Origin of the sequence: Alloalcanivorax venustensis ISO4, from assembly GCF_015356855.1 — a bacterium.
In the GTDB taxonomy this organism is placed as follows: Bacteria; Pseudomonadota; Gammaproteobacteria; order Pseudomonadales; family Alcanivoracaceae; genus Alloalcanivorax; species Alloalcanivorax venustensis.
On sequence record NZ_ARXR01000013.1, the window covers coordinates 56,316 to 80,716 of the forward strand.

The 24,401-nt window shown below is 67.1% G+C and carries 23 protein-coding genes; 12 read left to right on the top strand and 11 right to left on the bottom strand.

Annotated elements, in window-relative coordinates; translation table 11 throughout:
• Positions 1-2: 2 nt before the first annotated feature.
• From ISO4_RS09520 to ISO4_RS09530, 3 genes are read left to right on the top strand one after another with little or no spacing between them, the layout of a single operon-like run.
• Positions 3-1,136: a JmjC domain-containing protein gene (locus ISO4_RS09520; RefSeq protein WP_194856038.1), complete on the top strand. Its 1,134-nt coding sequence runs from the start codon at positions 3-5 to the stop codon at positions 1,134-1,136.
• A 10-nt stretch (positions 1,137-1,146) separates the two neighbouring features.
• The gene (locus ISO4_RS09525; protein WP_142948800.1) at positions 1,147-1,572 is read left to right on the top strand and encodes a GNAT family N-acetyltransferase; all 426 of its coding nucleotides are present in this window, start codon (positions 1,147-1,149) and stop codon (positions 1,570-1,572) included.
• 12 nt (positions 1,573-1,584) lie between these two features.
• Positions 1,585-2,076 (top strand): DUF7931 domain-containing protein, encoded by a 492-nt coding sequence (locus ISO4_RS09530; RefSeq protein ID WP_194856039.1) that lies wholly within the window; start codon positions 1,585-1,587, stop codon positions 2,074-2,076.
• Here the strand turns inward: ISO4_RS09530 and trmB are convergent.
• Positions 2,073-2,744: a tRNA (guanine(46)-N(7))-methyltransferase TrmB gene (gene trmB / locus ISO4_RS09535; RefSeq protein ID WP_142948802.1), complete on the bottom strand. Its 672-nt coding sequence runs from the start codon at positions 2,742-2,744 to the stop codon at positions 2,073-2,075. The two genes, ISO4_RS09530 and trmB, sit on opposite strands and share 4 nt — an antisense overlap.
• A 115-nt stretch (positions 2,745-2,859) precedes the next feature.
• Between trmB and ISO4_RS09540 the strand changes: the two genes are divergently transcribed.
• The 3 genes from ISO4_RS09540 (at position 2,860) to ISO4_RS09550 (ending at position 6,337) form a co-directional block, all read left to right on the top strand.
• The gene (locus tag ISO4_RS09540; RefSeq protein WP_194856040.1) at positions 2,860-4,437 is read left to right on the top strand and encodes a hypothetical protein; all 1,578 of its coding nucleotides are present in this window, start codon (positions 2,860-2,862) and stop codon (positions 4,435-4,437) included.
• Positions 4,434-5,486 carry a toxin-antitoxin system YwqK family antitoxin gene (locus tag ISO4_RS09545; RefSeq protein WP_194856041.1) on the top strand — a complete coding sequence of 351 codons (1,053 nt, stop codon included), beginning with the start codon at positions 4,434-4,436 and terminating at the stop codon, positions 5,484-5,486. Before ISO4_RS09540 ends, ISO4_RS09545 begins: the two co-directional genes overlap by 4 nt.
• A gap of 80 nt (positions 5,487-5,566) precedes the next feature.
• On the top strand, positions 5,567-6,337 hold the full coding sequence (locus ISO4_RS09550) for a hypothetical protein (RefSeq protein ID WP_194856042.1): 771 nt from the start codon (positions 5,567-5,569) through the stop codon (positions 6,335-6,337).
• 224 nt (positions 6,338-6,561) lie between these two features.
• Here ISO4_RS09550 and ISO4_RS09555 read toward each other — a convergent pair whose 3' ends face one another.
• The 5 genes from ISO4_RS09555 to ISO4_RS09575 all read right to left on the bottom strand — a co-directional run bounded on the left by ISO4_RS09555 (position 6,562) and on the right by ISO4_RS09575 (position 12,974).
• Positions 6,562-8,727, bottom strand: coding sequence for a malate synthase G (locus ISO4_RS09555; protein ID WP_194856043.1), 2,166 nt, complete (start codon positions 8,725-8,727; stop codon positions 6,562-6,564).
• Between the two features lie 140 nt (positions 8,728-8,867).
• Positions 8,868-9,743 carry a tRNA 2-thiocytidine(32) synthetase TtcA gene (gene ttcA, locus ISO4_RS09560; RefSeq protein WP_228548032.1) on the bottom strand — a complete coding sequence of 292 codons (876 nt, stop codon included), beginning with the start codon at positions 9,741-9,743 and terminating at the stop codon, positions 8,868-8,870.
• Between the two features lie 41 nt (positions 9,744-9,784).
• A complete protein-coding gene (locus ISO4_RS09565; protein ID WP_194856044.1) occupies positions 9,785-10,582 on the bottom strand; it encodes an SDR family oxidoreductase in 798 nt (265 codons plus the stop codon).
• Positions 10,583-10,656: 74 nt separating this feature from the next.
• On the bottom strand, positions 10,657-11,865 hold the full coding sequence (locus tag ISO4_RS09570) for an acyl-CoA dehydrogenase family protein (protein ID WP_194856045.1): 1,209 nt from the start codon (positions 11,863-11,865) through the stop codon (positions 10,657-10,659).
• 11 nt (positions 11,866-11,876) lie between these two features.
• The gene (locus ISO4_RS09575; protein WP_194856046.1) at positions 11,877-12,974 is read right to left on the bottom strand and encodes an acyl-CoA dehydrogenase family protein; all 1,098 of its coding nucleotides are present in this window, start codon (positions 12,972-12,974) and stop codon (positions 11,877-11,879) included.
• A 212-nt stretch (positions 12,975-13,186) separates the two neighbouring features.
• Between ISO4_RS09575 and ISO4_RS09580 the strand changes: the two genes are divergently transcribed.
• Positions 13,187-14,338, top strand: a complete 1,152-nt coding sequence (locus ISO4_RS09580; RefSeq protein ID WP_228548033.1) for a GGDEF domain-containing protein — start codon at positions 13,187-13,189, stop codon at positions 14,336-14,338.
• A 16-nt stretch (positions 14,339-14,354) separates the two neighbouring features.
• A complete protein-coding gene (locus ISO4_RS09585) occupies positions 14,355-14,897 on the top strand; it encodes a YecA/YgfB family protein (RefSeq protein ID WP_142948809.1) in 543 nt (180 codons plus the stop codon).
• On the opposite strand, the gene ISO4_RS09590 is transcribed toward ISO4_RS09585, so the two are convergent.
• Positions 14,894-15,475, bottom strand: a complete 582-nt coding sequence (locus ISO4_RS09590) for a hypothetical protein (protein ID WP_194856047.1) — start codon at positions 15,473-15,475, stop codon at positions 14,894-14,896. The two genes, ISO4_RS09585 and ISO4_RS09590, sit on opposite strands and share 4 nt — an antisense overlap.
• 27 nt (positions 15,476-15,502) lie before the next feature.
• Positions 15,503-17,071: a GMC family oxidoreductase N-terminal domain-containing protein gene (locus ISO4_RS09595; RefSeq protein WP_194856048.1), complete on the bottom strand. Its 1,569-nt coding sequence runs from the start codon at positions 17,069-17,071 to the stop codon at positions 15,503-15,505.
• A 180-nt stretch (positions 17,072-17,251) separates the two neighbouring features.
• Between ISO4_RS09595 and ISO4_RS09600 the strand changes: the two genes are divergently transcribed.
• Positions 17,252-18,370 carry a prolipoprotein diacylglyceryl transferase family protein gene (locus ISO4_RS09600; protein ID WP_194856049.1) on the top strand — a complete coding sequence of 373 codons (1,119 nt, stop codon included), beginning with the start codon at positions 17,252-17,254 and terminating at the stop codon, positions 18,368-18,370.
• Between the two features lie 335 nt (positions 18,371-18,705).
• Here the strand turns inward: ISO4_RS09600 and trhO are convergent, their stop codons facing one another.
• The 3 genes from trhO to ISO4_RS09615 are packed head-to-tail and all read right to left on the bottom strand — an operon-like array spanning position 18,706 to position 21,594.
• The gene (trhO, locus tag ISO4_RS09605; protein WP_194856050.1) at positions 18,706-19,671 is read right to left on the bottom strand and encodes an oxygen-dependent tRNA uridine(34) hydroxylase TrhO; all 966 of its coding nucleotides are present in this window, start codon (positions 19,669-19,671) and stop codon (positions 18,706-18,708) included.
• Positions 19,668-20,012, bottom strand: a complete 345-nt coding sequence (locus ISO4_RS09610) for a BolA family protein (RefSeq protein WP_194856051.1) — start codon at positions 20,010-20,012, stop codon at positions 19,668-19,670. The genes trhO and ISO4_RS09610 overlap by 4 nt, the downstream gene beginning before the upstream one ends.
• A 34-nt stretch (positions 20,013-20,046) precedes the next feature.
• Positions 20,047-21,594 (bottom strand): carboxylesterase/lipase family protein, encoded by a 1,548-nt coding sequence (locus ISO4_RS09615; protein WP_142948815.1) that lies wholly within the window; start codon positions 21,592-21,594, stop codon positions 20,047-20,049.
• Positions 21,595-21,721: 127 nt separating this feature from the next.
• Between ISO4_RS09615 and ISO4_RS09620 the strand changes: the two genes are divergently transcribed.
• From ISO4_RS09620 to ISO4_RS09630, 3 genes are all read left to right on the top strand, one after another.
• Positions 21,722-22,069, top strand: a complete 348-nt coding sequence (locus ISO4_RS09620) for a poly(hydroxyalkanoate) granule-associated protein (protein ID WP_194856052.1) — start codon at positions 21,722-21,724, stop codon at positions 22,067-22,069.
• Between the two features lie 78 nt (positions 22,070-22,147).
• Positions 22,148-23,182 carry an AraC family transcriptional regulator gene (locus ISO4_RS09625; RefSeq protein WP_194856053.1) on the top strand — a complete coding sequence of 345 codons (1,035 nt, stop codon included), beginning with the start codon at positions 22,148-22,150 and terminating at the stop codon, positions 23,180-23,182.
• 156 nt (positions 23,183-23,338) lie between these two features.
• A complete protein-coding gene (locus ISO4_RS09630; protein ID WP_194856054.1) occupies positions 23,339-24,319 on the top strand; it encodes a malate dehydrogenase in 981 nt (326 codons plus the stop codon).
• The last annotated feature ends 82 nt before the right edge of the window (positions 24,320-24,401 follow it).

The following is a 24,401-nucleotide window of genomic DNA, read 5'->3' on the forward strand; positions in this document are numbered from 1 at the left end:
CCATGTCTGCCGCCACCGCTCTGCCCCGCTTCAACCTGCCGATGGCGCCCCGGGACTTCCTGGCGCGCCACTGGCAGCGGGCGCCCCTGTTCATGCCCGGCGCCGCCGGCGGCCTGGACCACCCGGACGCCGATACCCTGGCCGGGCTGGCGCTGGAGCAGGAGGTGGAGTCCCGGCTGATCCGTGGCGCCGGCAACGGCCCCTGGCACCTGGAACAGGGCCCGCTGGACGAACAGCGCTTCGCCGAACTGGGCGACCGGGACTGGACGCTGCTGGTGCAGTCGGTGGACCACTACCTCACTGAGGTGTCGCTGCTGCTGGATGATTTCGGCTTCGTGCCCGGCTGGCGCCTGGACGACATCATGATCAGCTACGCCGCCGAAGGCGGCAGCGTCGGCCCCCATTTCGACCAGTACGACGTCTTCCTGATCCAGGCCGCCGGTCGGCGGCACTGGCAGCTGGGCCCGCAGTGCGACGAACAGAGCCGCCTGCGCGGCGACGTGCCCCTGAAAATGCTGGCCCACATGCCCGTGGAGCAGGAACACACCGCCGGCCCCGGCGATGTGCTCTACCTGCCGCCCGGCATGGCCCACCACGGCGTGGCGCTGGACAGCGACTGCATCACCTGGTCGGTGGGGTTCCGGGCCCCGGACTACCGGGACCTGCTGGCGGAAATGGTCGCCGAAACCCTCGCCGACACCGACGAGCAGCTGTATACCGACCCGGGCCGGGCGCCGGTGGACGACGCCGGCGAGCTGAGCGCTGCCGACCGCGACGCCATGCTCGACCGCGCCTTCGGGCTGCTGGATCGCGGCGCCGCCGGGCGCGCCCTGGCCCGCTGGCTGAGCACGCCGCGGCAGACAGGACTTGATTTTCTGATCGACCCGGCGCACATTCGCGCCGCCGACCCCGCCACGGCCCTGATCCGGCATGGCGGCGCGCGGCTTCTCTGCCACGGCGACACCGCCTGGCTCAACGGGGAACCCTGGCCTCTCAATCAGGGCCAGAAGCCGCTGGCGCGGCTGCTTGCACGCCAGCGCCGCTATCGACACGACGAGCTGGCTGAGGTGCTCAACGCCGACAGCCGCGACCTGCTTAACCACTGGATAGACCAGGGCTACTTTGCCGAGCTTTAACGAGAACGCCATGGCCTTTAGCATTATCGAAACCTCCTGGGACGAACACCGCGCCGAACTCAGCGCTCTGCGCGAGCGCATCTTCATCGGCGAACAGGGCGTCCCCGAAGAACTGGAATGGGACGGCGCCGACCCGGCCTCTCGTCATTTTCTGGCACTCGACGACGACCAGCAGCCGATCGGCTGCATCCGGTTGCTGGGCAGCGGCCAGATCAGCCGGCTGTGCGTGTTGGAAACCCGCCGCAACAGCGGCATCGGCCGCGCCCTGCTGGTGGCCGCCGAGGAAGCCGCCCGCGCCGCCGGCATGCGGGAAATCTTCCTCTACGCCCAGACCCACGCCACCAGCTTCTACGAAGGCGCCGGGTTCTCCGCCTCCGGGGGGATTTTCATGGACGCCCATATCCCCCACCGCCAGATGTTCAAGCTGCTCACCTGAAGCGGCGCTGCCATGGACCTCCGGATCGGCGAAGACAGCACCCTTCACCATCCGTCTTCCGCGACGGCGGCCCTGGCGGCACTGATCCGCGCCGGCCGGCGCCGCCTGTGGCTGCGCGTGTCTCAACTGGACGCCCTCAGCAACGACGGCGACGTCCTGGACGCCCTCAAAAGCCTGGCTCTGTCATCGCCGCGCGCCGATCTGCGCGTGCTGTTCGACGACGCCGGGCATGCGGTGAAAACCGGCCACGGCCTGATCCACCTGGGCCGCCGGCTGCCATCACGGCTTCAGTTGCGCCAGACACAAGCGGACGATGCGGACCCGCGCCTGTGCTTCGCGGTCGCCGACCGCACCGGTCTGTTCGAGGCCCACGGCTGGCCCCGCCCGGAGCGGCTGACCCTGTGCGCCCACGCCCTGCCCCTGGGCCCACGCCGGGCCGATGAGTTCGCCCACGTCTGGGAACGGGGCCGCGCCAACCGGGAGCTGCGCGAACTGCGGCTCTAGACGGTCTTTTCAGCGTTTGCGGTCAACGCCCAGAGCCGGTGACCGCTATGCCGATACTTGCTCTCGAAGTCGGTGAGTGATTCACCGTCCGTCGTCAGTTCGCTCACCGACGCCGAAAGGCCCGCGAACGCCAGCGCCTCGGCCATCTCCCGGGCGTACAACTCCCAGTTGGTGCGCAGCACCAGGGTACCGCCCAACGCCAACAAATGCGGAAACACCGGGTGACCGTGCCAGCGGCGTTTCAAGTGGGCGCTCTTCGGCCAGGGGTTCGGGTATAGGAGGTAATGCCGCCAGGGCCGCCAGCCGGCCGCCTCCGCCAAGCGCCAGAAGCCGGCGCAGTCGGTGCGCACCAGCAGCAGATTATCAGGCGGATCGAAACGGCGCTCCGCGCGCGCCAAGCGGTGGGCCGATTGGTCCAGCCCCAGCACCAGCGCCTCCGGATGCCGTCGCGCCAACAGCATCGACGAGCGGCCGGTGCCGCAGCCCGAATCCAGAATCAGGGGCCGCCGGGAAGTCCCCACCCAGGCCTGCGCCCGGGCAAACGCCTCGCGGTCATGGTCGCCAAGCGGCGCCCGCCAGGGGTGCGCCAGGTGGCGACGCACCGTCGCTTCCAGAGCGGGGTGCACCCCTTCCTGGTTAGTGGTCACCGCCCGGCTGTTAGCAAACATGCTGTGTCTCGAGAAGGGGCATTATTTAGGACAACTTAATTTACATTTCTGGCCCGCGGCCCACCCCGCGGCGCCGATTTTGGCTACAATTCCGCGCATTACGGAGTTTGCCATTATGCGTTTTTTGTTGGTTTTTTTCTGCCTTTTCCTGATCACCGCCTGCCAGGACAATCCGGCCCCCGACAGCGACTACGAGGACGATTTCCTGCTCGTCGCCCATCAGACCATGACGCCTCTGGACGACGACTACAGCCAGGACATGAACCTCAAGGCCCTGGTCCGCAACCGTATCGCGGACGGGCCCGACGACGGCCGCTGGATCCGCACCACCCTGCCCTGGCTGCGCCTGGGCAGCGGCGAGCTGGATACCCGCGACCTGGACCGGCTCGGCGAGCGCGCCGAACCGCTGATGAAATTTCTCTCCACCGGCACCCTGAGCCGCGTCGAGGACGGTGAAATCACCGACACCCGGATCGCCGACCAGGCGCTCTACGCGACGCTGGTGGAGCGCTTCGGCGACAAGGTGCAGCAGCTGCTGGATCAGGCCACCGCCACGGCGGTCCCCCTGCCACGGGACCCGCGCCCCGGCGACACCTGGCACGCGGACGCCGCGCTGTGGGGCCTGCCCAGCGTCGCCGCCGACTATGAGGTGCTGGACCGGGACGGCGACCGGGTATTGATCGCCCTCACCCTGGACGGCGACGGCGTCACCGGCCAGGCGCGCATGGTCGCCCGCTGGCCCTCCGGCATGCCCGAAGCGCTGCGCCTGCACAGCACCGTGAAACAGGGCGATGACCTGCCCGAAGGCACCCGGGTGCTGGAATGGGACGAACGGCGCGTGGACCTGCACCTGGAAAACGAGGGGCGGCTGAGCGCCCGCCCGCTGGATGCCGACGGCGAGCCGCTGGACTTCGCGGTGGTGTACCGGGCGCCCAAGCAGGGCGACACCTCCGCCGACACCTTTGTCGAACGCCTGAGCCTGGGCGCGCCGCCGGCGGAGGTCAGCCTGCTGACCGAGGCCCCCATCGCGTCGCTGCGGCTGACGCCGCTGCACCGGGAACAGCGGGCACTGACCTTCACCGTACGGCCACTGCCGGACGAGCCGATAGAGGACCCGGCCGGCGTACGGCACGAAGCGTCACCGCTGCCGCCGGTCCCGGAGCGGCTCGACGGCCTGCTTGAAGGGATGGAACTGAGCGGCCAGGACCAAAACCGGCTGCGCGTCACCGGTCCGGCGGGCCTGCGCCTGTGCACGCTGACCCCGGAAGACGGCGCCGCCCACCACGGCACGCCCCTGCGCTTCACCTGGGCCGGCGGCGACCGGGATCGGGGCACCCGGCCCGGCTTCGAGCTGCGCACCGAGGACGATCAGATCCGCTATTTCTACGACCGCAGGATCACCGTCGAGGCGCGCTGCCCCACCCGGGTGGAGACCGTCACGCTGACCCCGGACGCCCCCGGCTGCGCCCGCTTCGAGGGGGACAACGGCGTGGTGCTGGGCGACAACTGCGGCGGCATCGCGCATCTGGACTTCGCCGCCGTCGACGACACCGGCCTGGCGCTGCGGCCGCTTGGCGAGGACCAGAACGGCGTGCACCGCTTCTGGGGCCCGGTTAAGGAAGTCCGCTTCCTGCGTGGCCGGGACCCGCAAAGCCGCACCCTGACCGCGGAACTGCCGGAGTTGCCACAATGAAACACCGCTGTTTGCTGGCGCTGGCGCCCCTGCTGCTGATGCTGGCCGCCACCGGCCACGCCGAGCGCCGCTATTTCACCCAGTACGACTCCCCGGCGAAAGCGCCGGAACAGGCGCTCTACTACGTGGATCTGCCGTTACCGGAAAACCCCGACGGCCCCGGTTATCTGTACCGCGCCTATTACCGGGAAAACGACGCGCTCTACGCGGAAGGCGCCCGCGCCGGCGCCGGCCCGGACGCGGACTGGTTCGGCGACTGGCGCTACCTGTATCCCGACGGCGACATCAAACAGCGCGGCCACAGTGACGACCAGGGCCGCCTCGACGGCGACGTTATCTCATACTTCGAGAACGGCCGGATTGAGAAGGTCAAACCCTACACCGCCGGCAAACTGGACGGCACCGAAAAGCGCAACGACGAAGACGGCGACCTGCTGCTTGAGCTGCCCTATAGGGACGGCGCCCGCCACGGCATGCGGATCAATTATTACGGCGAAGGCGGCGGCCGCGAAGAAGGCCGCATGGTCGACGGCCTGCGCACCGGCACCTGGCGCGGCTACGACGACCAGGACCGTCTGATCTCGGTGTCGCACTTCAAGAAGGGCCGATTGGACGGCGAGGTCCGCGAGCGCAGCGGCCCGGAAGGGGAACGCTGGACCTATAAGCACTACCGGCAAGACAAACAGCATGGTCCCTGGCGCACTGAAAACGCCGACGGCGAGGTGCTGGAATCCGGCCGCTATCGCGATGGCGTGCCGGTCGGTGAATGGCGCACCCTGCGCGACACCGGCGAGCAGGAAACCGCCACCTACGTGGACGGCGAACTGCACGGCGAGTGGCGCCTGCGTTCCGCCTCCGGGGCGCTGATCGCCGAGCGGCACTACGACCATGGCGATGCCACCGGCACCTGGAAGCGCTTCCAGGACGGCGAACTGAGCTACCGCGCCACCTTCAAGGACGGTAAGCGCCAGGGCGAGGGCTGGCTCCGGGGCCGCGACGGCGAGCTGGTGAAAGCGCGTTGGGAGGAAGGACGCCGGATGACGCCCTAGAGCGCGCCCTGCCCGACCGGTATTCAGCGACAGCGGCTTATGGCTATGATGCGGGTTCCAGCCGAACAGGGACTTTCGTGATGCCGTTACTGCCACCACCACCGCTACCCGGCAGCCCCCGGGCCCGACGTCTTGCTCTGGCCCTGCTGGTGCTGCTGTCGCTGTCCGGCGCCGCCCGCGCCGACGAGATGTCGATCCATGTGATCCAGCGCGCCGACGCCGAGGCCATGCTGCCGGTGATCCGCCCGCTGCTGCCTGAGGGCGGCTACGCCAACGCCTACCAGGGCAAACTGGTGATCCGCACCAACGACCGCAACTTCGACGAGATTCTCGGCGCCCTCGGCGACATGCCCGAGGTGCCGCGCACCGTCACCGTGCAGTTGCGCCGCCAGGGCGACAGCAGCGAGTCCGGCGGCGACATCCGCATCAACGGCCAGGGCGTGCGCGCCGGCGCCAATACCGTCACCACCCGCCGCCAGGACCGCTACAGCATCAACACCCTGTCCGGCCACCCGGCGGGCATCAGCCAGGGCAGCCTGGTGGCCCTCACCGGCACCCAGTTCCCGGCGTTGCTGGCGCTCAAACAGGGCATCGACATCACCCCGGTGGTCACCAGCGACGGCCGGGTGCGCCTGACCATCGAACAGCGTTTCGACGAACCCGCCGGCCGGCGGAGCGCCCGCACCCAGGAAGCCAGCAGCACCCTGGTCGTGACGCCGGGACAGTGGCAGCCGCTGGGGCAGATCACCGTCAGCGAAAGCCAGTCCGCCACCGGCCTGGGCGGCGCCAGCACGCGCAGCGACCGCTTCTCCCTGCCCCTGGAAGTCAAAGTGGAGATCGGCGGCGAATAAAGCGAATTGTAGGAGCGGGCCTCGCCCGCGAAAGGCAAGCAAAGCTTGCCGGCAGGATCCCGGAGAGCTTGTTTGTGCTGCCGTTAGGGAAGCCTCTGGCATCCTGCCGGGAGCTTCGCTCCCTTTCGCGGGCGGGTCCCGCTCCCACAAGTGCGCTCCTACAAACAAGAAAAGCCCGGCTCAAGGCCGGGCTTTTTCGTGGTACTGCAAGCGTCGCGGGAGGATCAGCCGCGCTTGGCCTTCAGCTCACGACGACGCTGATGCAGAACCGGCTCGGTGTAGCCGCTGGGCTGCTCCGCGCCCTCGAACACCAGGTCGCAGGAGGCCTTGAAGGCCAGGCTGCCGTCGAAGTCGTCCGACATGTTGGTGTAGGTCGGGTCGCCGGCGTTCTGCTCGTCCACCACCTTGGCCATGCGCTTCATGGTCTCCATCACCTGGTCCTTGCTGACCACGTCATGCATCAACCAGTTGGCGATGTGCTGGCTGGAGATCCGGCAGGTGGCGCGGTCTTCCATCAGGCCCACGTTGTTGATGTCGGGCACCTTGGAGCAGCCCACGCCCTGGTCGATCCAGCGCACCACGTAACCGAGGATGCCCTGGGCGTTGTTGTCCAGCTCCTGCTGGATTTCCTCGGCGCTGAGCTCGCGGTCGAGCAGCGGGATGGTGAGGATGTCGTCCAGCGACGCGCGCTCGCGCTTGGCGATCTGATCCTGCACGTCCTGCACGTTGATCTCGTGGTAGTGGGTGGCGTGCAGGGTGGCGGCGGTGGGTGACGGCACCCAGGCGCAGTTGGCGCCGGCTTTCGGGTGGCCGGCCTTGGTGGCCATCATTTCCGCCATTTCGTCGGGCTTGGGCCACATGCCCTTGCCGATCTGCGCCACGCCCTTGAGGCCGCACTCCAGACCGATGTCCACGTTCCAGTTCTCGTAGGCGTTGATCCAGGGCAGACCTTTCATATCGCCCTTGCGCGCCATCGGACCGGCCTGCATGGAGGTGTGGATCTCGTCGCCGGTGCGGTCCAGGAAGCCGGTGTTGATGAAGATCACGCGGTCCTTGGCTTCGCGGATGCACTCCTTCAGGTTGACGGTGGTGCGGCGCTCTTCATCCATGATGCCGATCTTCAGGGTGTTCTCGGGCAGGCCGAGGGCGCCCTCGACGCGCTCGAACAGCTCCACCGCGAAGGCCACTTCCTCGGGGCCGTGCATCTTCGGCTTCACGATGTACACGGAGCCGGTGCGGCTGTTGCGCGGACCTTCGGTCTTCTTCACGTCGTGCATGGCCGCCAGCACGGTGATCATGGCGTCCATGATGCCCTCGGGGATTTCCTCGCCGTTGTAGAGGATCGCCGGGTTGGTCATCAGGTGGCCCACGTTGCGCACCAGCTGCAGGGAGCGGCCCTGCAGGGTCAGGGTGGAGCCGTCCAGGGCGGTGTATTCGCGGTCCGGGTTGAGATCACGGGTGACGCGCTGGCCGCCCTTCTCGAAGCTCTCGCTCAGGTCGCCTTTCATCAGGCCCAGCCAGTTGCGGTATACCTCGACCTTCTCTTCGGCGTCCACCGCGGCCACGGAATCCTCGCAGTCCTGAATCGTGGTGATGGCGGACTCCATCAGCACGTCCTTCACGTGGGCCGGGTCCTCGGCGCCGATCGGGTGCTGATCGTCGATCTGGATCTCCGCGTGCAGGTTGTTGTGCTTGAGCAGCACGCCGTCCGGCTTGCCCGCGTCGCCGCGGTAGCCTTGCAGCTGGCTTTCGTCCTTCAGGCCGCTCTCGCCCTCCTTCAGGCGCACCACCAGTTTGCCGTCAACAATGGCGTAGCCGGTGCTGTCCTTGTGCGAGCCGTCGGCCAGCGGGAAATACTGGTCCAGAAAATCGCGCGCCCAGGCGATCACTTTGTCGCCGCGCTTGGGATTGTAGGCGCCGCCCTTCTCGGCCCCGCCTTCGTCGGAAATCATGTCGGTGCCGTAGAGGGCGTCATAGAGACTGCCCCAGCGGGCGTTGGCCGCGTTCAGGGCGAAGCGCGCGTTGCGCACCGGCACCACCAGCTGGGGACCGGCGATGTGGGCGATTTCCTCGTCCACATTGGCGGTACCCACTTTGAAATCCTCGCCTTCGGGCAGCAGATAGCCGATCTCTTCGAGGAGTTCCTTGTACCCCTGAAAGTCGATCTTGGCGCCCTTCTTCTCCATGTGAAAGACGTCGATCACTTCCTGCATCTGGTCGCGCTTGGTGAGCAGCATCTCGTTGCGCGGCACCAGGTCCGCCAGGATGTTCTCCATCTGCGTCCAGAAATGATCCGCCTCCACACCGGTGCCGGGAGCGATCTCGTTGGCTACCAGGTCATGGAGTTCGGCGGCAATCTCAAGGCCACCTTTTTTGATTCGATCGGTCATGTGCTCCTACCTTTCAGGTCGAGAGTGCGAAGAGAGAGGGCCGGGGCGGCGGGCAGCCACCCTGCCGGCCACAGGGCGGTGCGTATTTTAGCGGAAACGGCGGCGCGAATCATGTGGCACGCGCGGCTGGCCGGTCACCACTAACCGAACAGGTTCACCACATCCAGCCGGTGGGCGCCGGCACCGCCCTGGTTCTGGCCTTGTTCCAGGTGCTCGAAGTCGAACAGGCTGGTGTCGGCCAGCTGCGAGGGGGCGATGTTCTGGATCGAGGAAAAGATGCTCTCCACCCGGCCCGGGTGCTCCTTGTCCCAGCGCCGCAGCATGTCCTTCACCGCCTGGCGCTGCAGGTTCTCCTGGGAGCCGCACAGGTTGCAGGGAATAATCGGATACTGCTTGTAGCGCGCGAACTCGATGATGTCCTTTTCCCGGCAGTAGGCCAGCGGGCGGATCACCACGTTGCGGTTGTCGTCGCTGCGCAGCTTGGGCGGCATGGCTTTCATCTTGCCGCCGAAAAACATGTTCAGGAACAGGGTTTCCACGATGTCGTCACGGTGGTGGCCGAGGGCGATCTTGTTGGCGCCGATCTCCTCGGCGAAGCCGTACAGGCTGCCGCGCCGCAGGCGCGAGCACAGGCCGCAGGTGGTTTTCCCCTCCGGCACCTTCTCCTTGACGATGGAATAGGTGTCCTTTTCCAGGATGTGGTAGTTCACCCCTTCTTTTTCCAGGTATTCGGGCAGCACATGCTCCGGGAAGCCGGGCTGCTTCTGGTCCAGGTTCACCGCCACCAGCTCGAAATCCACCGGCGCGGAGTGCTGCAGATTGCGCAGAATCTCCAGCATGGTGTAGGAATCCTTGCCGCCGGACAGGCACACCATCACCTTGTCGCCGTCCTGAATCATGTTGAAGTCGGCGATCGCCCGGCCGGTCTCGCGGCGCAGCTTCTTCTGCAGCTTGTTGAGACGGGTGCGGTGCTTGGCGTCCATTTGGGTATCGGCGAAGGTATCGGCGGTGCTCATAGTCGGCTGTCGGATAGCGGAGAACGAATGGTGGAAAAGGCTCAGGTCACCTTGACCTTGCGAATCACGCGACGGTACAGGGCCGGTGACCAGCGTTTCAAATAGAGCCCGGCCCCCTCGCGGCCGGCGATGATAACCTGATCGCGGCCGCGCTGCACGGCCTCCACCAGGCGCCGGGCGCACAGCGCCGGGTCCATGCCGTTGGCCTGCAGGTCGTCCATGCGGCCCTGGGCGCTGCCGTCGGCGGTGAGCGCGTTGACCGACACCTGGGTGCGGATAAAGCCCGGCAGCACCAGGGTCACGCGCACGCCGTTGTCGAATTCCTCGGCGCGCAGGGCCTCGAAGAAGCCGTGCAGGGCGTGCTTGCTGGCGCTGTAGGCGGAGCGTTTGGGGGTGGGCAGCTCGCCCACCAGCGAAGTGACCACCACGAAGCGGCCGCCGCCCTGGCGGATGAACGCCGGCAGCACCGCCTTGGTGAGCGCCACGGCGCCGAAGTAGTTCACCTCCATGATGCGCCGGTCCACGTCCATGTCGGTGTCGCGCACCAGCGAGCGCTGGGAAATGCCGCCGTTGTGCACCACCTGGTCGAGCCGGCCGAAATGGCGCAGCACCGTTTCCGTGGCCGGCGCCATGGCGTCCTGGTCGGTCAGGTCCAGCGGCAGCACCAGGTGCTCGTCGGCGTTGACCAGCCCGGCGCGCACCCTCTCCAGCTCTTCGCGGCGGCGCGCCGAGAGCACCAGTTTGGCGCCGTAGCGGGCGTATTCGGAAGCCACCGCTTCACCGATGCCGGAAGAGGCACCGGTGATCCAGATCACCTGATCGGCCAGTGATGACGACATGCCGGACTCCTGCAATGGGACATTGAATGCGTATCAATGTCCCGCATGCTAGCAGATCGGCCGGCCGCCGCGACTCATTTCAGTTCCCGGGAGGAGAGACCCAGCAGATGGCGGGCGACGATCAGTTGCTGGATTTGCTGGGTACCCTCGAAGATGTCGATGATCTTGGAATCCCGCGCCAGCTTCTCCAGCAGATAGCGCTCGGAGTAGCCCAGCTCGCCGCACAGCGCCACGCACTTGAGCGTCACGTCGTTGCCCATGCGGCCGGCCTTGGCCTTGCACATGGAGGCTTCCTTGGAATTGGCCTGGCCGTTGTCCGCCATCCAGGCCGCCTTGTAGGTCATCAGACGGGCCGCGTCCAGGTCCGCCTCCAGGCGGTAGAGCTCCAGCTCAATGGCGCTGGAGTTATAAGGTGTTTTCGAGAAATCTGCCTTAACCCCTTCTTTTTCCAGGATTTCCGTGGTGGTTTCCAGCGCGGCACGGGCCACGCCCAGGGCCATGGCGGCGACCATCGGCCGGGTGTTGTCGAAGGTCTGCATGACCCCGCCGAAGGCCTTCTTGCGGGCCGCCTCGGTGTCGGCGATCTCCGCCGAGCCGAGCACATGGTCCAGGGGAATCCGGCACTCGGTGAAGGACAAGGCGGCGGTATCGGAGATGCGCAGGCCCATCTTGTCCTCGACCCGCGCCAGCTGCATCCCGGGGTTGTCCCGGGGCACGATGAACGACTTGATCGCCGCCTTGCCCAGTGACTTGTCCAGGGTCGCCCACACCACCACGGCGTCACAGCGCTGGCCGCCGGTGCAGTAGATTTTCTCGCCGTTGAGCACCCACTCGTCGCCGTCGCGGCGGGCGGTGGTGCTGATCGCCGCCGAATCGGAGCCGGCGCCCGGCTCGGTGATCGCCATGGCGCAGTAGAGCTTGCCGTACTGCTCTTTCTGCTCCGCCGTGCCGACCGCCTGGATCGCCGCGTTGCCCAGCCCGGAGGCCGGCAGGGACAGCATCAGGCCGGTGTCGCCCCAGCACATCTCCTCGACGCTGACGATGCCCATCAGGTTGCTGCCGTTCTTGACCGCCTCCGGATCGGCGTCCGCCTTCTCGCTTTTGCCGCCGCCACGGGGGCGGCCGGCGGCGATCATCTGCGCCAGCGGCTTGAGCTCCGCCGGGGTGTCGCCATGCTCGATGCGGTCGTATTTGCGCGAGATCGGCCGGAACCCCTGCTCGGCGAGCTGGTGGGTCATATTCTGGAGATTTTTCAGGGACTTGGGCAGTTCGAAATTGATCATGGCAACTCTCCTCACACCATCAGCGCGCCGTGCAGGGCCGACAGGCCACGCAGGTTCCGGTAGTACATTTCCAGCGGGTAGTCGCGCACGAAGCCGGCGCCGCCGAACACCTGCACGCCGTCGGTGGCGATGCGCATGGCTTTTTCCATGCTCTGCAGGAACGCCAGGTAGGCCTCGCGCTGGAACGGCAGGCCCTGTTCCGCGCGGCTGGCGGCCCGCCAGGCGAGAAGGCGCATGCCTTCGATCTCGATGCCCATGTCGGCGATCATGAACGCCACCGACTGGCGCCGGGCGATCGCTTCACCGAACGCCTTGCGCTCCAGGGCGTAGGGCACGCACTGCTCCAGCACCGCCTGGCAGCACCCGGTGGCCAGCGCCGCCAGACCGATCCGCGACAGGCTCACCAGCCGCTCCAGATCGAAGTTGGCGAGACGCTGGGACGCCGGCACCCGCACCCCTTCCAGGGTCAGGGTGCCCGGCTCGGCGCTGCGCAGGCCCATGTAATCCTGCCGCGCCCGGCTCAGGCCGGGGCTGTCCGCCTCGACGATAAACGCCGCCGGGCCGTCGTCGGTGGCGGCCACCACCAGGAACAACTGACATTGTTCGACCAGCGGGATCAGGCATTTTTCGCCATCCAGGATATAATCGTCACCGTCGCGGCGGGCGCGGGTGTGCGGGTCGCCGGGCTCAAAGGTGGCGCGCGGCTCCGCCAGCGCCACCGCCGCCGGCACCGGCGCTTCGCTGGCGAAACGGGGCAGCCAGGCCTCGTGCTGGGCCTCGTCGCCGAAGTCCAGCAGCGCGTTAACCACGCCCAGCGGCGCCAGCGCCGCCAGGCTCTGGCTCAGGTCGCCCTCCCCCAGGTCCTCGCAGGCGAGCACATTGCCCATCGGCGAGCGCGGCAGGCCAGCACCGCCCAGGGCTTCGGGCAGGCTCATCAGGGTCAGGCCGAAGCCGGCGATGCCCGCCAGCACCCCGGGGTCGGCGGCGGCCGCTTCATCGGCGGCACGGGCGCCGGGCGCCATTGTTTGGGAGGCAAAGCGGCGCATGCCTTCGCGGCTGATGCGCTGCTCCTCGGACAATCTCAGGTCGATAGGCAAATCGGTGGACATGGCATCCTCATAAACCAATCAAACGTTTGTTTAACTCGACGAGTCTGGCACTATTTCGGTGTGACCGGCAAGTCATACCCTTGCTTTGGTACCATCAAAGACTAAAGTGTGAACTATGACACAATGATAAAGTATGAGATGCAGCGTTCATCTCAGGGGCCGGACACCTTGAGAAGCAGCCAGGGGTGGCAAAAACCAGGCGGGCCTTTGCATTGAATAACAACATAAAGCTGGTTCTTTCCCACCGTCCCGAGCGCGCCCTGCGGCTGCGCCGGCAACTCATGGCCATCTATTCCTATCTGCTGCTTTGGGCCGGCACCGTGGTAGGCGTGGAAATCGCCGCCTTCGATCCGCGCACGCCCCACCTGCTGATCTTCGGCAGCCTGTTCGCCGCCAACCTGGTGGTGTTCGCACTGGTGCGCAGCGGCTTCACCGAGCGCTTCAAGGACCCCAGCCTGACCATGGTGCAGATGTTCGCCGGTATCGTGGTGATCACCCTGCTGCTCTATTACGCCCGCGAGCTGCGCGGCGCCCTGCTCAGTCTCTACCTGATCATGATGACATTCGGGGTATTTTCCCTGGACCGCCGCCAGCAAATCGTGATGGCGGCGAGCGCCCAGCTGTCGTTCACGGTGCTGCTGGTCTATGAGTGGGTGCAGTTGCCGCTGACCCAGATTCTCGCCCTGTCGTTGAGCCAGTGGGGCGTGCTGGCGCTGATCCTCGCCTGGTTCGTCTACATGGGCGGCTATATCCACAATCTGCAGCAGCGCTTCCGCGCCCAGCGTGAATCCCTGCGCCAGGCCCACGACCGGCTGGCCAGCATCGCCATCCGCGACGAACTCACCGACCTGTTCAACCGCCGCCACTTCCTCGAGCGGCTGGAAGAGGAGCTGTCCCGCACCGACCGCGAACACATTCCCCTGCACATCGCGGTGGTGGACCTGGACCATTTCAAGAGCATCAACGACACCTACGGCCACCCCGCCGGGGACGAGGTGCTGAAACGCTTCGCCGCGCTCGCCAGCCAGTGCCTGCGGCGCTCCGACGTGCTCGCCCGCTACGGCGGCGAGGAGTTCGTGGTGCTGTTCCCGCAATCCGACCACGCGGATTGCGAGGCGGCCATGACCCGCCTGAAGGAAAAGTTCGCCGAGCAGCGCTATGACTTCGACCCGTCCCTGCGGATCACCCTGTCCTGCGGGCTGGCCGGCCATCACTGGGGCGAGTCCGCGCTGGCGTTCATCGAACGGGCCGACCAGGCGCTCTACCAGGCCAAAGCCGCCGGCCGCGACACCCTGCGCAGCAGTTGCGCGCGGGCGCCGGTTTCAGGGGCGTCGGCAAGCGGGTATCCTTGCCGTCCCAATTAACGGCAGCGGCGACAGTATGAGCGGAATTTCCAACCCCCACCTGAAACACACCGTGGAAACCTACTTCGCCGGCCAGGGCGAGGAGGCCCCCTCCTGGGTGGAGACCCACGGCCTGATTTGCGCCTTCACCGTGGGGCCCTACGACGGCCCGGCGGATTTCGGCCTGGCGCTGGAGATGTCCTTGCCGGAGGCGGTGGCCGGGGCGCTGGACGAACTGCGCGGCCGCCTGCTCACCGACACCCTGGGCGGCGAGCGCATCACCCTGCCCTGCCTGCTCGACCCCTACCGCGAAGACGACGGCGCCGACCTGGCGTCCTGGTGCGCCGGTTTCCTGAGCGGCATGCTGCTGCATGAGGAGCGCTGGCACAGCGACGAGGACGACGACCCCATGGCCACCTGGTTGCTGCCCATGCTGCTGATCTCCGGCGTCGACGACGACCCGGCCCTGGACGAAGTCTGGAACGACAGCCAGCTGGTGCGGCAGATGGCCAACGGCATCCCCGACGTGCTGGAAGAAATGATGCTGCACTTCCAGGGGCCGGACGGCCCCCAGGGCTAATCCGGCTTGATCGACAGGTGGCTGATATCCGGCACCACCACCGCCTGCTCCTGTTTGAGCGGCTCCAAATCAGCGCCCGGTTCAGCCATGGACAGATGACTGATATCCGGCGCCGCCGCCGGCTGACCACGCTCTGAAGTGTCCAGGTCGGCCCCCACCGGCGCGACCTCGAAGGCACCACTGAAACCGGTGCCGCCGGTACGAATCGTGCCCACCGTTTCAATATCACCGCTGCGCTGATCGGCGCTCGCCGCCGGGGCTACAGCGGCCTCTGAGGCCTCCGCTTGCGGGGCGGCCGGGGCGGCAGCGGTGGGTTGCGGCGCGGCTGTAGCGGCTTCACCGTCCACCGGCAGCAGCTCGCAGCGGGCGCCGGCCTGCCGCAGGGCCACCTGGAATTTGCGCGCCGTGGCTTCGTCCGCGTCCTTCTTGACCACCCGTGGTTTACCGCTGACCAGCAAGGCGGCCTTCTCTTCCGGCATCTTGAACAGGCGCGCCAGGTTCGCCGCCACCCGGTCGGCGTCGGCGCCGCCCATCAGCTCGCCGGTCAGGCGTACATGGTATCGGTTGTCGTCACTCATAAGGTCTCGCTTGCTGCCGGATAAGGTTCAGCGCCATTGCGCGGCGGCGTGTTCCGCCAGCGCGGCGATGGTCCGCGACGGGTTCAGCCCCAGGGAGCCGGGCACCGTGGCGCCGTCGACCACGAACAACTGAGGATAATTGAACACCTCACCGGCGTGGTTGACCACACCCTGTTTCACGGTATCGGCCATATTGCAGCCGCCAAGCGGGTGCGGCGTGATCAGGTTCTTGAACCACCGCCAGGTGGCCGGCGTGTTGGCGCGCCCGCCGGTGACCTCGGTGAGCGCCAGATGGCGGTCCGCCAGCCCCTGCACCGCCTTCTCCGCCTTGCGGTAATCCCAGCTCAGACGCAGCCGGTCGCGCTTCCAGGGCGCGTACCAGCGACGCCCCAGGTAGAAGCGGCCGCCCGGCTCGTCCCGGGCCTGCCCGAACCAGGGCATCATGTTCTCGAACGGGGTGTTGTCGCGGCGGTATTCCAGCAGCGCCGCCGCCAGCCGGGTGCGCGCCAGCCTGGGGTGTTTGCCGGCGTGGCGCAGCAGATTGCCGAGCAGATCCGGAATGCCGCCGTCCTCGACGAAATAGCGCGCCCCGCCATCGCTGCCGTCCAGATAATCGATGGCGGAGGTAATCGTCGGTCCCCGGCTCGGCGCCAGATCGCGGTCGGGATAAAACGCCGGGGTGAAAAAGTCGCCGTTGCTGGTCCAGCCACGCCCCAGCGCCCGGCTCAGCTTGGGCAGCGTCTTGTACTGATCACGGCAGCGCAGCAGCAACTCGGTGGAGCCGACACTGCCGGCGGCGACGATCACCTTGTCGGCGCGGATCAGCCGCCAGGCGCGGGCGTCCAGGTCGTTGACGCCGACCTCGTAACCGCCGCCCTGCAGCGGTCGGATCCAGCGCACGTGATGCAGCGGGCGGATCTCCGCGCCCTTCTGCTCGGCCCGCGCCAAATAGTTAAGGTCCAGGGTGTTCTTGGCCTGCACCGGACAGCCCAGGTCGCAGTTGCCGCAGTGCACGCAGGTGCCCTGGGTGCGCCCCTGGGCGTTGGTCCAGGTCTTGCTGCGCGCATAGCTGTAGGCGTTGTCCAGGCCGTCGTGCCAGTCCGGATCGAAGCTGACCGCCTGAGGCACCACGCGAAAGCGGTGCCGCTGGCCGAGCTTGTCGGCGGCTTCGTGCATCAGGCGGGTGCGCGGGGTCCACTGGTGGTCCGGCAGCGTCTGCACATTGAGCATTTCGCCGCTGACCCGGAAATGCTCGCGCAGGGTGTCGAAGCGGATCGCCTCCGGCCAGCCGTGCTCAAACACCTCCGGCGGCGGCGCCACGCTGACATTGGCATAGATCAGCGAGCCGCCGCCGACCCCCGCGCCCAGCGCCACGCTCATATCGCCGAAATAGCGGAAATCCAGCCAGCCGTTCTGCTGCTCCGGCTGGTCCTCGTCCCACAGCCAGTCGCGCTGGCTGACGCTGGGGTAGTCCTCCGGCAGCCAGCGCCGTCCGCGCTCCAGCACCACCACCTTGTCCCCTTTTTCCGCCAGCCGGCAGGCCATCACGGCACCGCCGAAGCCGCTGCCGATAATCAGCGTGCTTACCCTTTCCATGGTTTATCCCCTGTGTGCCCGTGCGGACACCAATGCTTTTTTATGCACCATAATTCGGGCACCGCGCCTTGTCCACGCGGCGGCGGTCACTGAACCGTCACCCCCCTGTCACCGGCACGTCCGCAACGCCGACCTAGCCTGCCGGTACCGATCAAGGGACAACGTTCACGGGAGAAAACCATGCACGCGGATCTGTTGATACTGGCCCTGGCCGTGGTGTTCGCCGTCGCCTACCGGGTGCTGTTCCGGGAGCTGCCCCGCGAACGCTGGCAATTCGTCGCTTCCCTGCCCCTGGCGAAAAACAGCGACGGCTCCTGGCGCGGCCTCAACCTCACCTTCTACGGGCTGTTCACCGGCCTCGCCGGCGGCCTGGGGGTGGCCACCTTCATCGTGCTCACCGGCGCCTCGCGGGTGCCGCTGGCCATCGCCCTGGGGCTCACCGCCGGGGTGCTCGCCATCTGCCTGCCGGCGGCCAAGATCATCGCCAGCGTGGTGGAGAAGAACCGCCACGGCTTCACCGTCGGCGGCGCCAGCTTCATCGGTATCCTGCTGGCGCCCCTGCTTCTATGGGGCGCGGACGCCATCGCCCGCGCCACCTGGCAGACCGCCCTGCCGATCATGCCGCTGCTCGCCGCCATGGCGATCGCCTATGTGCTCGGCGAAGGCGTCGGCCGCCTGGCCTGCATCAGCTTCGGCTGTTGCTACGGCAAGCCGGTGCACCTGGCGCCACGCTGGGCCAAGCGCTGCTTCGGCCGGCTGAACCACGTGTTCCTGGGCAAAACCAAGAAGATCGCCTTCGCCGGCGACATGGAAGCGGTCCGCGTGGTGCCGATCCAGGCCGTCACCTGCGTGCTGCACACCGCCCTGGCGCTGCTCTGCACCAGCCTGTTCTTCCACGGCCTGTACGCGGCGGCGTTCGCCCTGGCCCTGGTGGGCAGCCAGCTGTGGCGGGTCTACTCGGAATTCCTGCGCGCCGACTACCGCGGCGGCAGCCGCCGCTTCTCCGCCTACCAGAGCATGGCGCTGCTGGCCGCCGGCTACGGCGTATTGATCAGCCTGCTGCTGCCGGCCACCACGGCGGCCGCGCCCTCCCTCGTCGCCGGCCTGGAAGCGCTGTGGCGCCCGGGCGTGATCCTCAGCCTGCAGCTGATCACCCTGGGCATGTTCTTCTTCTCCGGCACCAGCACCATCACCACCGGCGAACTGCGCTTCGGCCTGGCCCCCGACTGGCGCGGCCAGGCCGGCTGCCACCCCGAACCCACCAAAGACCCCGCCCCCGCCACCGAATCGAGCGTGTAGGAACGGACCTGTGGGAGCGGGCCCAGCCCGCGAAAGGGTGGCGCCAGCCACCCGGCGGGATTCCAGAGACCTTGTTTGTGCTGCCGTTAGAGGTCTCTCTGGGATCCTGCCGGGAGCTTCGCTCCCTTTCGCGGGCAAGCCCGCTCCCACAAACCTTGCTTCGTAGCGGCCGTGGCGGCTGGCGCCATTCAGGAGGTTCGGTCTCGGTGCTTGGGTCCAGGACTGTGTGAGGCAGGGAGCCGAACACAAGCCTCCAGGGATGGATTCACGGCGGGTCCTGGACCCAAGCACCGAGACCGAACCGGGCTACGGAGCCGCCAAGACAGCAGGGCGACTCAGTCCGGGGAAGGATCGCTATCAGCGTGCTGATCGACACCCAGATGCCGGGTGCCCCGCTGGCGGGCCAGCTCGATCTGCTTCTGGCGCTCGGCGAAGCGCGCCTTCTGCTCCGCCGACGATTCGTGGTAACAACGCGGGCAGGACACCCCCTTCCGGTACAGCGGCGAGGCCTTGTCGTCCTCGCTGATCGGCCGGCGGCAGGCGTGACACTGATCATAGCCGCCCGGCCGCAGTGCCTGGTCCACGGTGACGCGCTCGTCGAACACGAAACATTCGCCCTGCCACAGCGACGCCTCCGGCGGCGTCTCCTCCAGGTACTTCAGAATGCCGCCCTTGAGGTGGTAGACCTCCTCGAAGCCCTGCTCGCGCAGGTAGGCGGTGGACTTCTCGCAGCGAATGCCGCCGGTGCAGAACATCGCCACCTTCTTGTGCCTGGCGGGGTCCAGGTGCTGCTTCACGTACTCCGGGAATTCGCGGAACGCCTTGGTGTTGGGATTGACCGCGCCCTCGAAGGTGCCCACTTCGTACTCGTAGTCGTTGCGGGTATCGATCACCAGGGTTTCCGGGTCGGCGATCACCCGGTTCCACTCCTCGGCTTCCAGGTAGGTGCCGCGGTTGGCGTTGGGGTCGAGGTCCTCCACGCCCATGGTGACGATCTCTTTCTTGAGTTTCACCTTGGTGCGCAGGAAGGGGTGCTCGGCGGCGAAGGACTCCTTGTATTCCATGTCCTGGAAACGGGGGTCCGCGCGCAGCCAGCCGACGATCGCGTCGACATCGTCGCGGGCGCCGGAGATGGTGCCGTTGATGCCTTCGTGGGCCAGCAACAGGGTGCCGCGCACGTCACGCTCGAGCATCGCCGCCAGCAGCGGCTCACGCAGGGCCTGGTAGTCGTCGAGGCGGGTAAAGCGGTACAGCGCCGCCACCACCACGGGGCCTTCGCCCTGCTGCGGGACCGGACTCATTGCGGGGTTCCCTTGGCGCGCTCACTGGCCCGCCCGTCGCCGCCCCGGCAGTCCGGAGAGTCGGCCACGTCGCCGCCCTGGGCGCGCCATTCGTCCGGCGTGAAAAGATGCAGGGCAAGCGCGTGCACCGGCCCTTTCATTTCCTCGGCCAGCGCCTGGTAGACGGCCTGGTGGCGCCGCACCGGCATCTGGCCCTGGAAGGCGTCGGACACCAGCACCAGTTTGAAGTGGGTTTCCGAGTTGGCCGGCACATTGTGCCGGTGGCTTTCGTTTTCCAGTTCCAGGTGCGCGACCGGCAGGGCGTCGCGCACTTTGCTTTCAATGGCCTCGGCCACGGACATCGGGGTACTCCTGAGGGGTGACAGGGCCGCTATTTTACGCGCCCTGGCCCGGTTTTGCAGTCCCCGGCACGGGAATGATGTCCGCCCACAGGGCTTCGCCGTCCGCGTCCAGCAAGGCGGCTTCCGCGTCGCCGGGACCGAACTGGCGCACCCGACGGGTGTCCTTCCAGGCCGGGCCCTGCACCGCCCGACCGTGGGCGAAATCCCCCCAGACTTTCTGCACCTCGGCCGCCAGAGCGCGGGCCGGCTCGCCGCCGCCGGTGAAGAACATGCCCGCCGGGGTGTCGGTGACGCCGAACACGAACGGCACGTCGATCACGTGGCAGGCGCCCATGGGCACGCCGAACTGCTGGCTGGTCCAGGTGAACTGGAAGCCGCGGGTGTCGTCCCGGTGGGCGGCCTGGGCGTCCAGCAACCGCAGAGTGGGCACGCGGAACAGCCGGTCGGTTTCCATGGCCGAGAACCAGTCCATGTTGCTGCGCTGCGGGTCCGGCGTGACGGTGCGCTGGTAGTAGCTGAGCGCCTGCTGGCCGTGCTGCGGCAGCGCGCGCTGGAAGCGGCGCAGGATTTCCGCCTCGTCAAAGCGGCGCAATTCCTCCACCGAGGGGAAGCCCGCCATCGGCCCGGCGTACTGGAAGAAGTGATATTCGTCCCGGCAGACGCTGGCCATCAGGGCGATATCGCGGGCCTCGCCGTCGGCAATGGCGTCCACCGGCAGGCGCGGCAGCAGGTCGCCGTCCACCATCGGCTGGAAATTCATCGCGAACTGCGGCGTGGTGTCGCGCAGGCCACGTTTCACCAGGGTGCGCAGGGCCTGATTCTGGGCGGCGATCCAGGCTTTCGGGTCGGCCTGCCGGAGCTTGTCGGCGGCGCTGCCCTCGCCCGGCAACGCCTCCACGAAGGCGCTTGTGACCTTGGCCACCTCTTCCGGGGCGAGCGCGAAGTCGCCGGCGCCGGATTGCACGATGGCGCCCTGGAACAGGGGCCGGGCGCGGGGCGTGGCCATCAGGGTGGCGACACTGAAGCCGCCGGCGGATTCGCCGAACAGGGTGACCCGGTCGGGCCGACCGCCGAACGCTTCGATGTGCCGGTTGACCCATTCCAGCGCCGCCACCTGGTCGCGCAGGCCCAGGTTGCTGTCCGCCTCCAGCTCCGGGGCGATGGCGGCGAAGTCGGCGAACCCGTGGGCGCCCAACCGGTAGGCGGCGTGCACCACCACCACCTTCTGGCTGGCCGCCAGGGCGGCGCCGTTATACAGCGGCTGGGACACCGAGCCGGCGATATAGCCGCCACCGTGGTACCAGAGCATCACCGGGAAGGGCCCCTCCCCCTCCGGCACCCAGATATTCAGGTACAGGCAGTCTTCCCCGGAGTCCTCCACGCCCATCAGCGGGTTCTTGACCTGCAGCGACGGCAACGGATAGCGGTCCGCGTTGACGCTCCGGTCGCTGTCCGGCAACGGCCGGGGCGCCTTGAACCGCAGCTCGCCCACCGGCGGCAGCGCGAACGGCACGCCCCGGAATTCCACCACGCCGTCGCCGGCGAGGCCCTGATACCCACCCTGGGGAAGCTCTACCTTCATGCACTCTCTCCCGATGTGTCCCGGTTCGGCGGAACACCTTGTTTAATTGTCGGACAACAAAAGATACCCAAAACGCCGGGTTGCTTACCATCGGCGCCACTGATGTTGGATAAGGAGACCCTTACTCATGAGCGACGCACAAGCAAACACCGAATCCCCGGCCACCACCCTGAACGCGAAGCTGTCCGATTTAAGCACGGAAATCAGCGCCACGGCGGACAAGCTTAGCAAAGCGGCCCAGGGCGCGGTGACCCGGCTCAGCGAATCCGGTAACGAATTCTTTCAGGAGCTGATCAAAAGCGGCGAATCCCTGCGGGCCAAAACCGGCAAGAGCGGCGACGCGGAACAGTGGCGCGTGCGTCTGGCCCACACCCTCGGCCTGCCCACCCGCGACGAAATGGACGCCCTCAACAAAAAGCTCGACCGCATCAACCGCAAGGTCAATAAACTGGCCCGCGAACAAAAAGCGAAATGATCGAGCCTGACCGGGCCGTGCCGGCCCGGTCGCTTTCCCGTCATTGACTGGCCGGCGTCAATCACGTTGACTTCCGCTATGTCTGATTCCCATCCGCCTTCCCTGCATTCACTGACCGTGGCCTCGTTCTGGATCGAGTACCTGCTCGACGCCGCGTTGCACGCGGGCGTGGACCTCAGCGATGCCCTGGTGCGTCTGGGGGTGAGCGAGGCGGAGCTGGAATCGCCCCGGGCCCGGGTGCCGTTGAAGGTCGAAAACCGGTTGTTCGAACTGGCCCTGGAAGGCAGCGGCGACCCCTTGTTCGGGCTGCACATGGGCGAATGCATCCGGCCACGCTTCATGGGCGAGCTGGGCTACGCCAGCATGTCCAGCGCCACCCTGCGCGACGCCATCGAACTGATGATCCCGTTCGCGCGGGTGACCACCGAATTCGCCGACCTGCGCTTCGAGTGGCACGATAATGAACTCTGGCTGATCCTCGATACCCCCTTCGAGGACCTGCCCACCTCGCCGCACCGGGTGGACGCCTTCTACGCCGGCGCGGTGGTGTTCGGCCGCTGGATTCTGGGCGCCGAGCTCAACCCCATGGCGGTGCACTTCCGGCACCCGCCCCACGGCGACAGCGGCGAATACCAGCGCCTGTTCGGCTGCCCGGTGTCGTTCTCCCAGCCCTGCAACGCCCTGGTCATCGACGAAGCCCTGCTGGATCTGCCGCTGCGCGACGCCGATCCGGAGGTGAACCGCATTGCCCGTTCGCGGATGCAGCGGGCGGTGACCCAGTACCGGGCCCGCGACAACCTGCTGGAGCAGGTTCGCCTGGAAATCCAGCAGCGGCTGGTGGACGGCGTGCCGCAGCTGGAACCGATCGCCGAGCGCCTGGGCGTCAAACCCTGGACCCTGCGCCGCCGGCTGCGCGCGGAACAGGCGGACTTTTCCACCCTGCTGGAAGAAGAGCGGCGCCGGCTGGCCTGCGACTGGCTGCTGCACAGCAACCGCTCGGTGAACCAGATCGCCCTGGATCTGGGCTATTCCGAGCAGAGCGCCTTCAACCGCGCCTTCAAGCGCTGGTTCGGCGTCACCCCAGTGAGCTACCGGGACAGCGGCGGCCACTGAGACGCCGGTTTGGCGCCGATCCGCACCGATCCGTGCGCTCGCCCATCAGCTACTCTATAATGCGCGCGGCCCGGGGAACCTCCGAATGCGCACTTCCTAGCCAAGGTCGTATTCAGAGGCTCCTCAGTTCTCCCGACGATTCCAAGGAGATTTTTAATGAAAGCACCCGTACGCGTAGCTGTCACCGGCGCCGCTGGCCAGATCAGCTATTCCCTGCTGTTCCGCATCGCCTCCGGCGACATGCTCGGCAAAGACCAGCCGGTTATCCTCCAGCTTCTCGAAATCACCCCCGCCCTGGAAGCGCTGAAAGGCGTGGCCATGGAGCTGGAAGACTGTGCCTTCCCGCTGGTTGACGGCATCGTGCAGACCGACGACGCCAAGGTGGCGTTCAAGGACGCCGATTACGCCCTGCTGGTCGGTGCCCGTCCGCGCGGTCCGGGTATGGAGCGCAAGGACCTGCTGGAAGCCAACGCGGCGATCTTCTCCGCCCAGGGCCAGGCCATCAACGAAGTCGCCAGCCGCGACATCAAGGTGCTGGTGGTCGGCAACCCGGCCAACACCAACGCCCTGATCGCCCAGCGCAACGCGCCGGACATCGACCCGCGTCAGTTCACCGCCATGACCCGCCTGGACCACAACCGCGCCATGGCGCAGCTGGGCAACAAGCTGGGCAAGAGCATCAACGACGTTAAGAAGATGACCATCTGGGGCAACCACTCCTCCACCCAGTACCCGGATCTGCACCACTGCGAAGTGGACGGCAAACCCGCCATTGATCAGGTCGAGCAGGACTGGTACGAGAACGACTACATCCCCACCGTGCAGCAGCGCGGCGCCGCCATTATCAAGGCACGGGGCGCGTCCTCCGCCGCGTCCGCCGCCAACGCCGCGGTCGACCACATGCGCAGCTGGGCGCTGGGCAGTGACGACGGCGACTGGGTGTCCATGGGCATCTACAGCGACGGCTCCTACGGCATCCAGGAAGGTCTGATCTATTCCTACCCGTGCGTTTGCAAAAACGGCGACTGGGAAATCGTTCAGGGCCTGGACGTGAATGACTTCTCCCGCGAGCGCATGACCGCCACCGAAACCGAGCTGGCCGAAGAGCGCGACGCGGTGAAGCATCTGCTGCCGTAAGTGATCCCGGTTTCCTGACGAAACCGTCGATCAAAAAAAAGGGCCTCCGAATGGAGGCCCTTTTTTTAGGTTCATCGCGCTT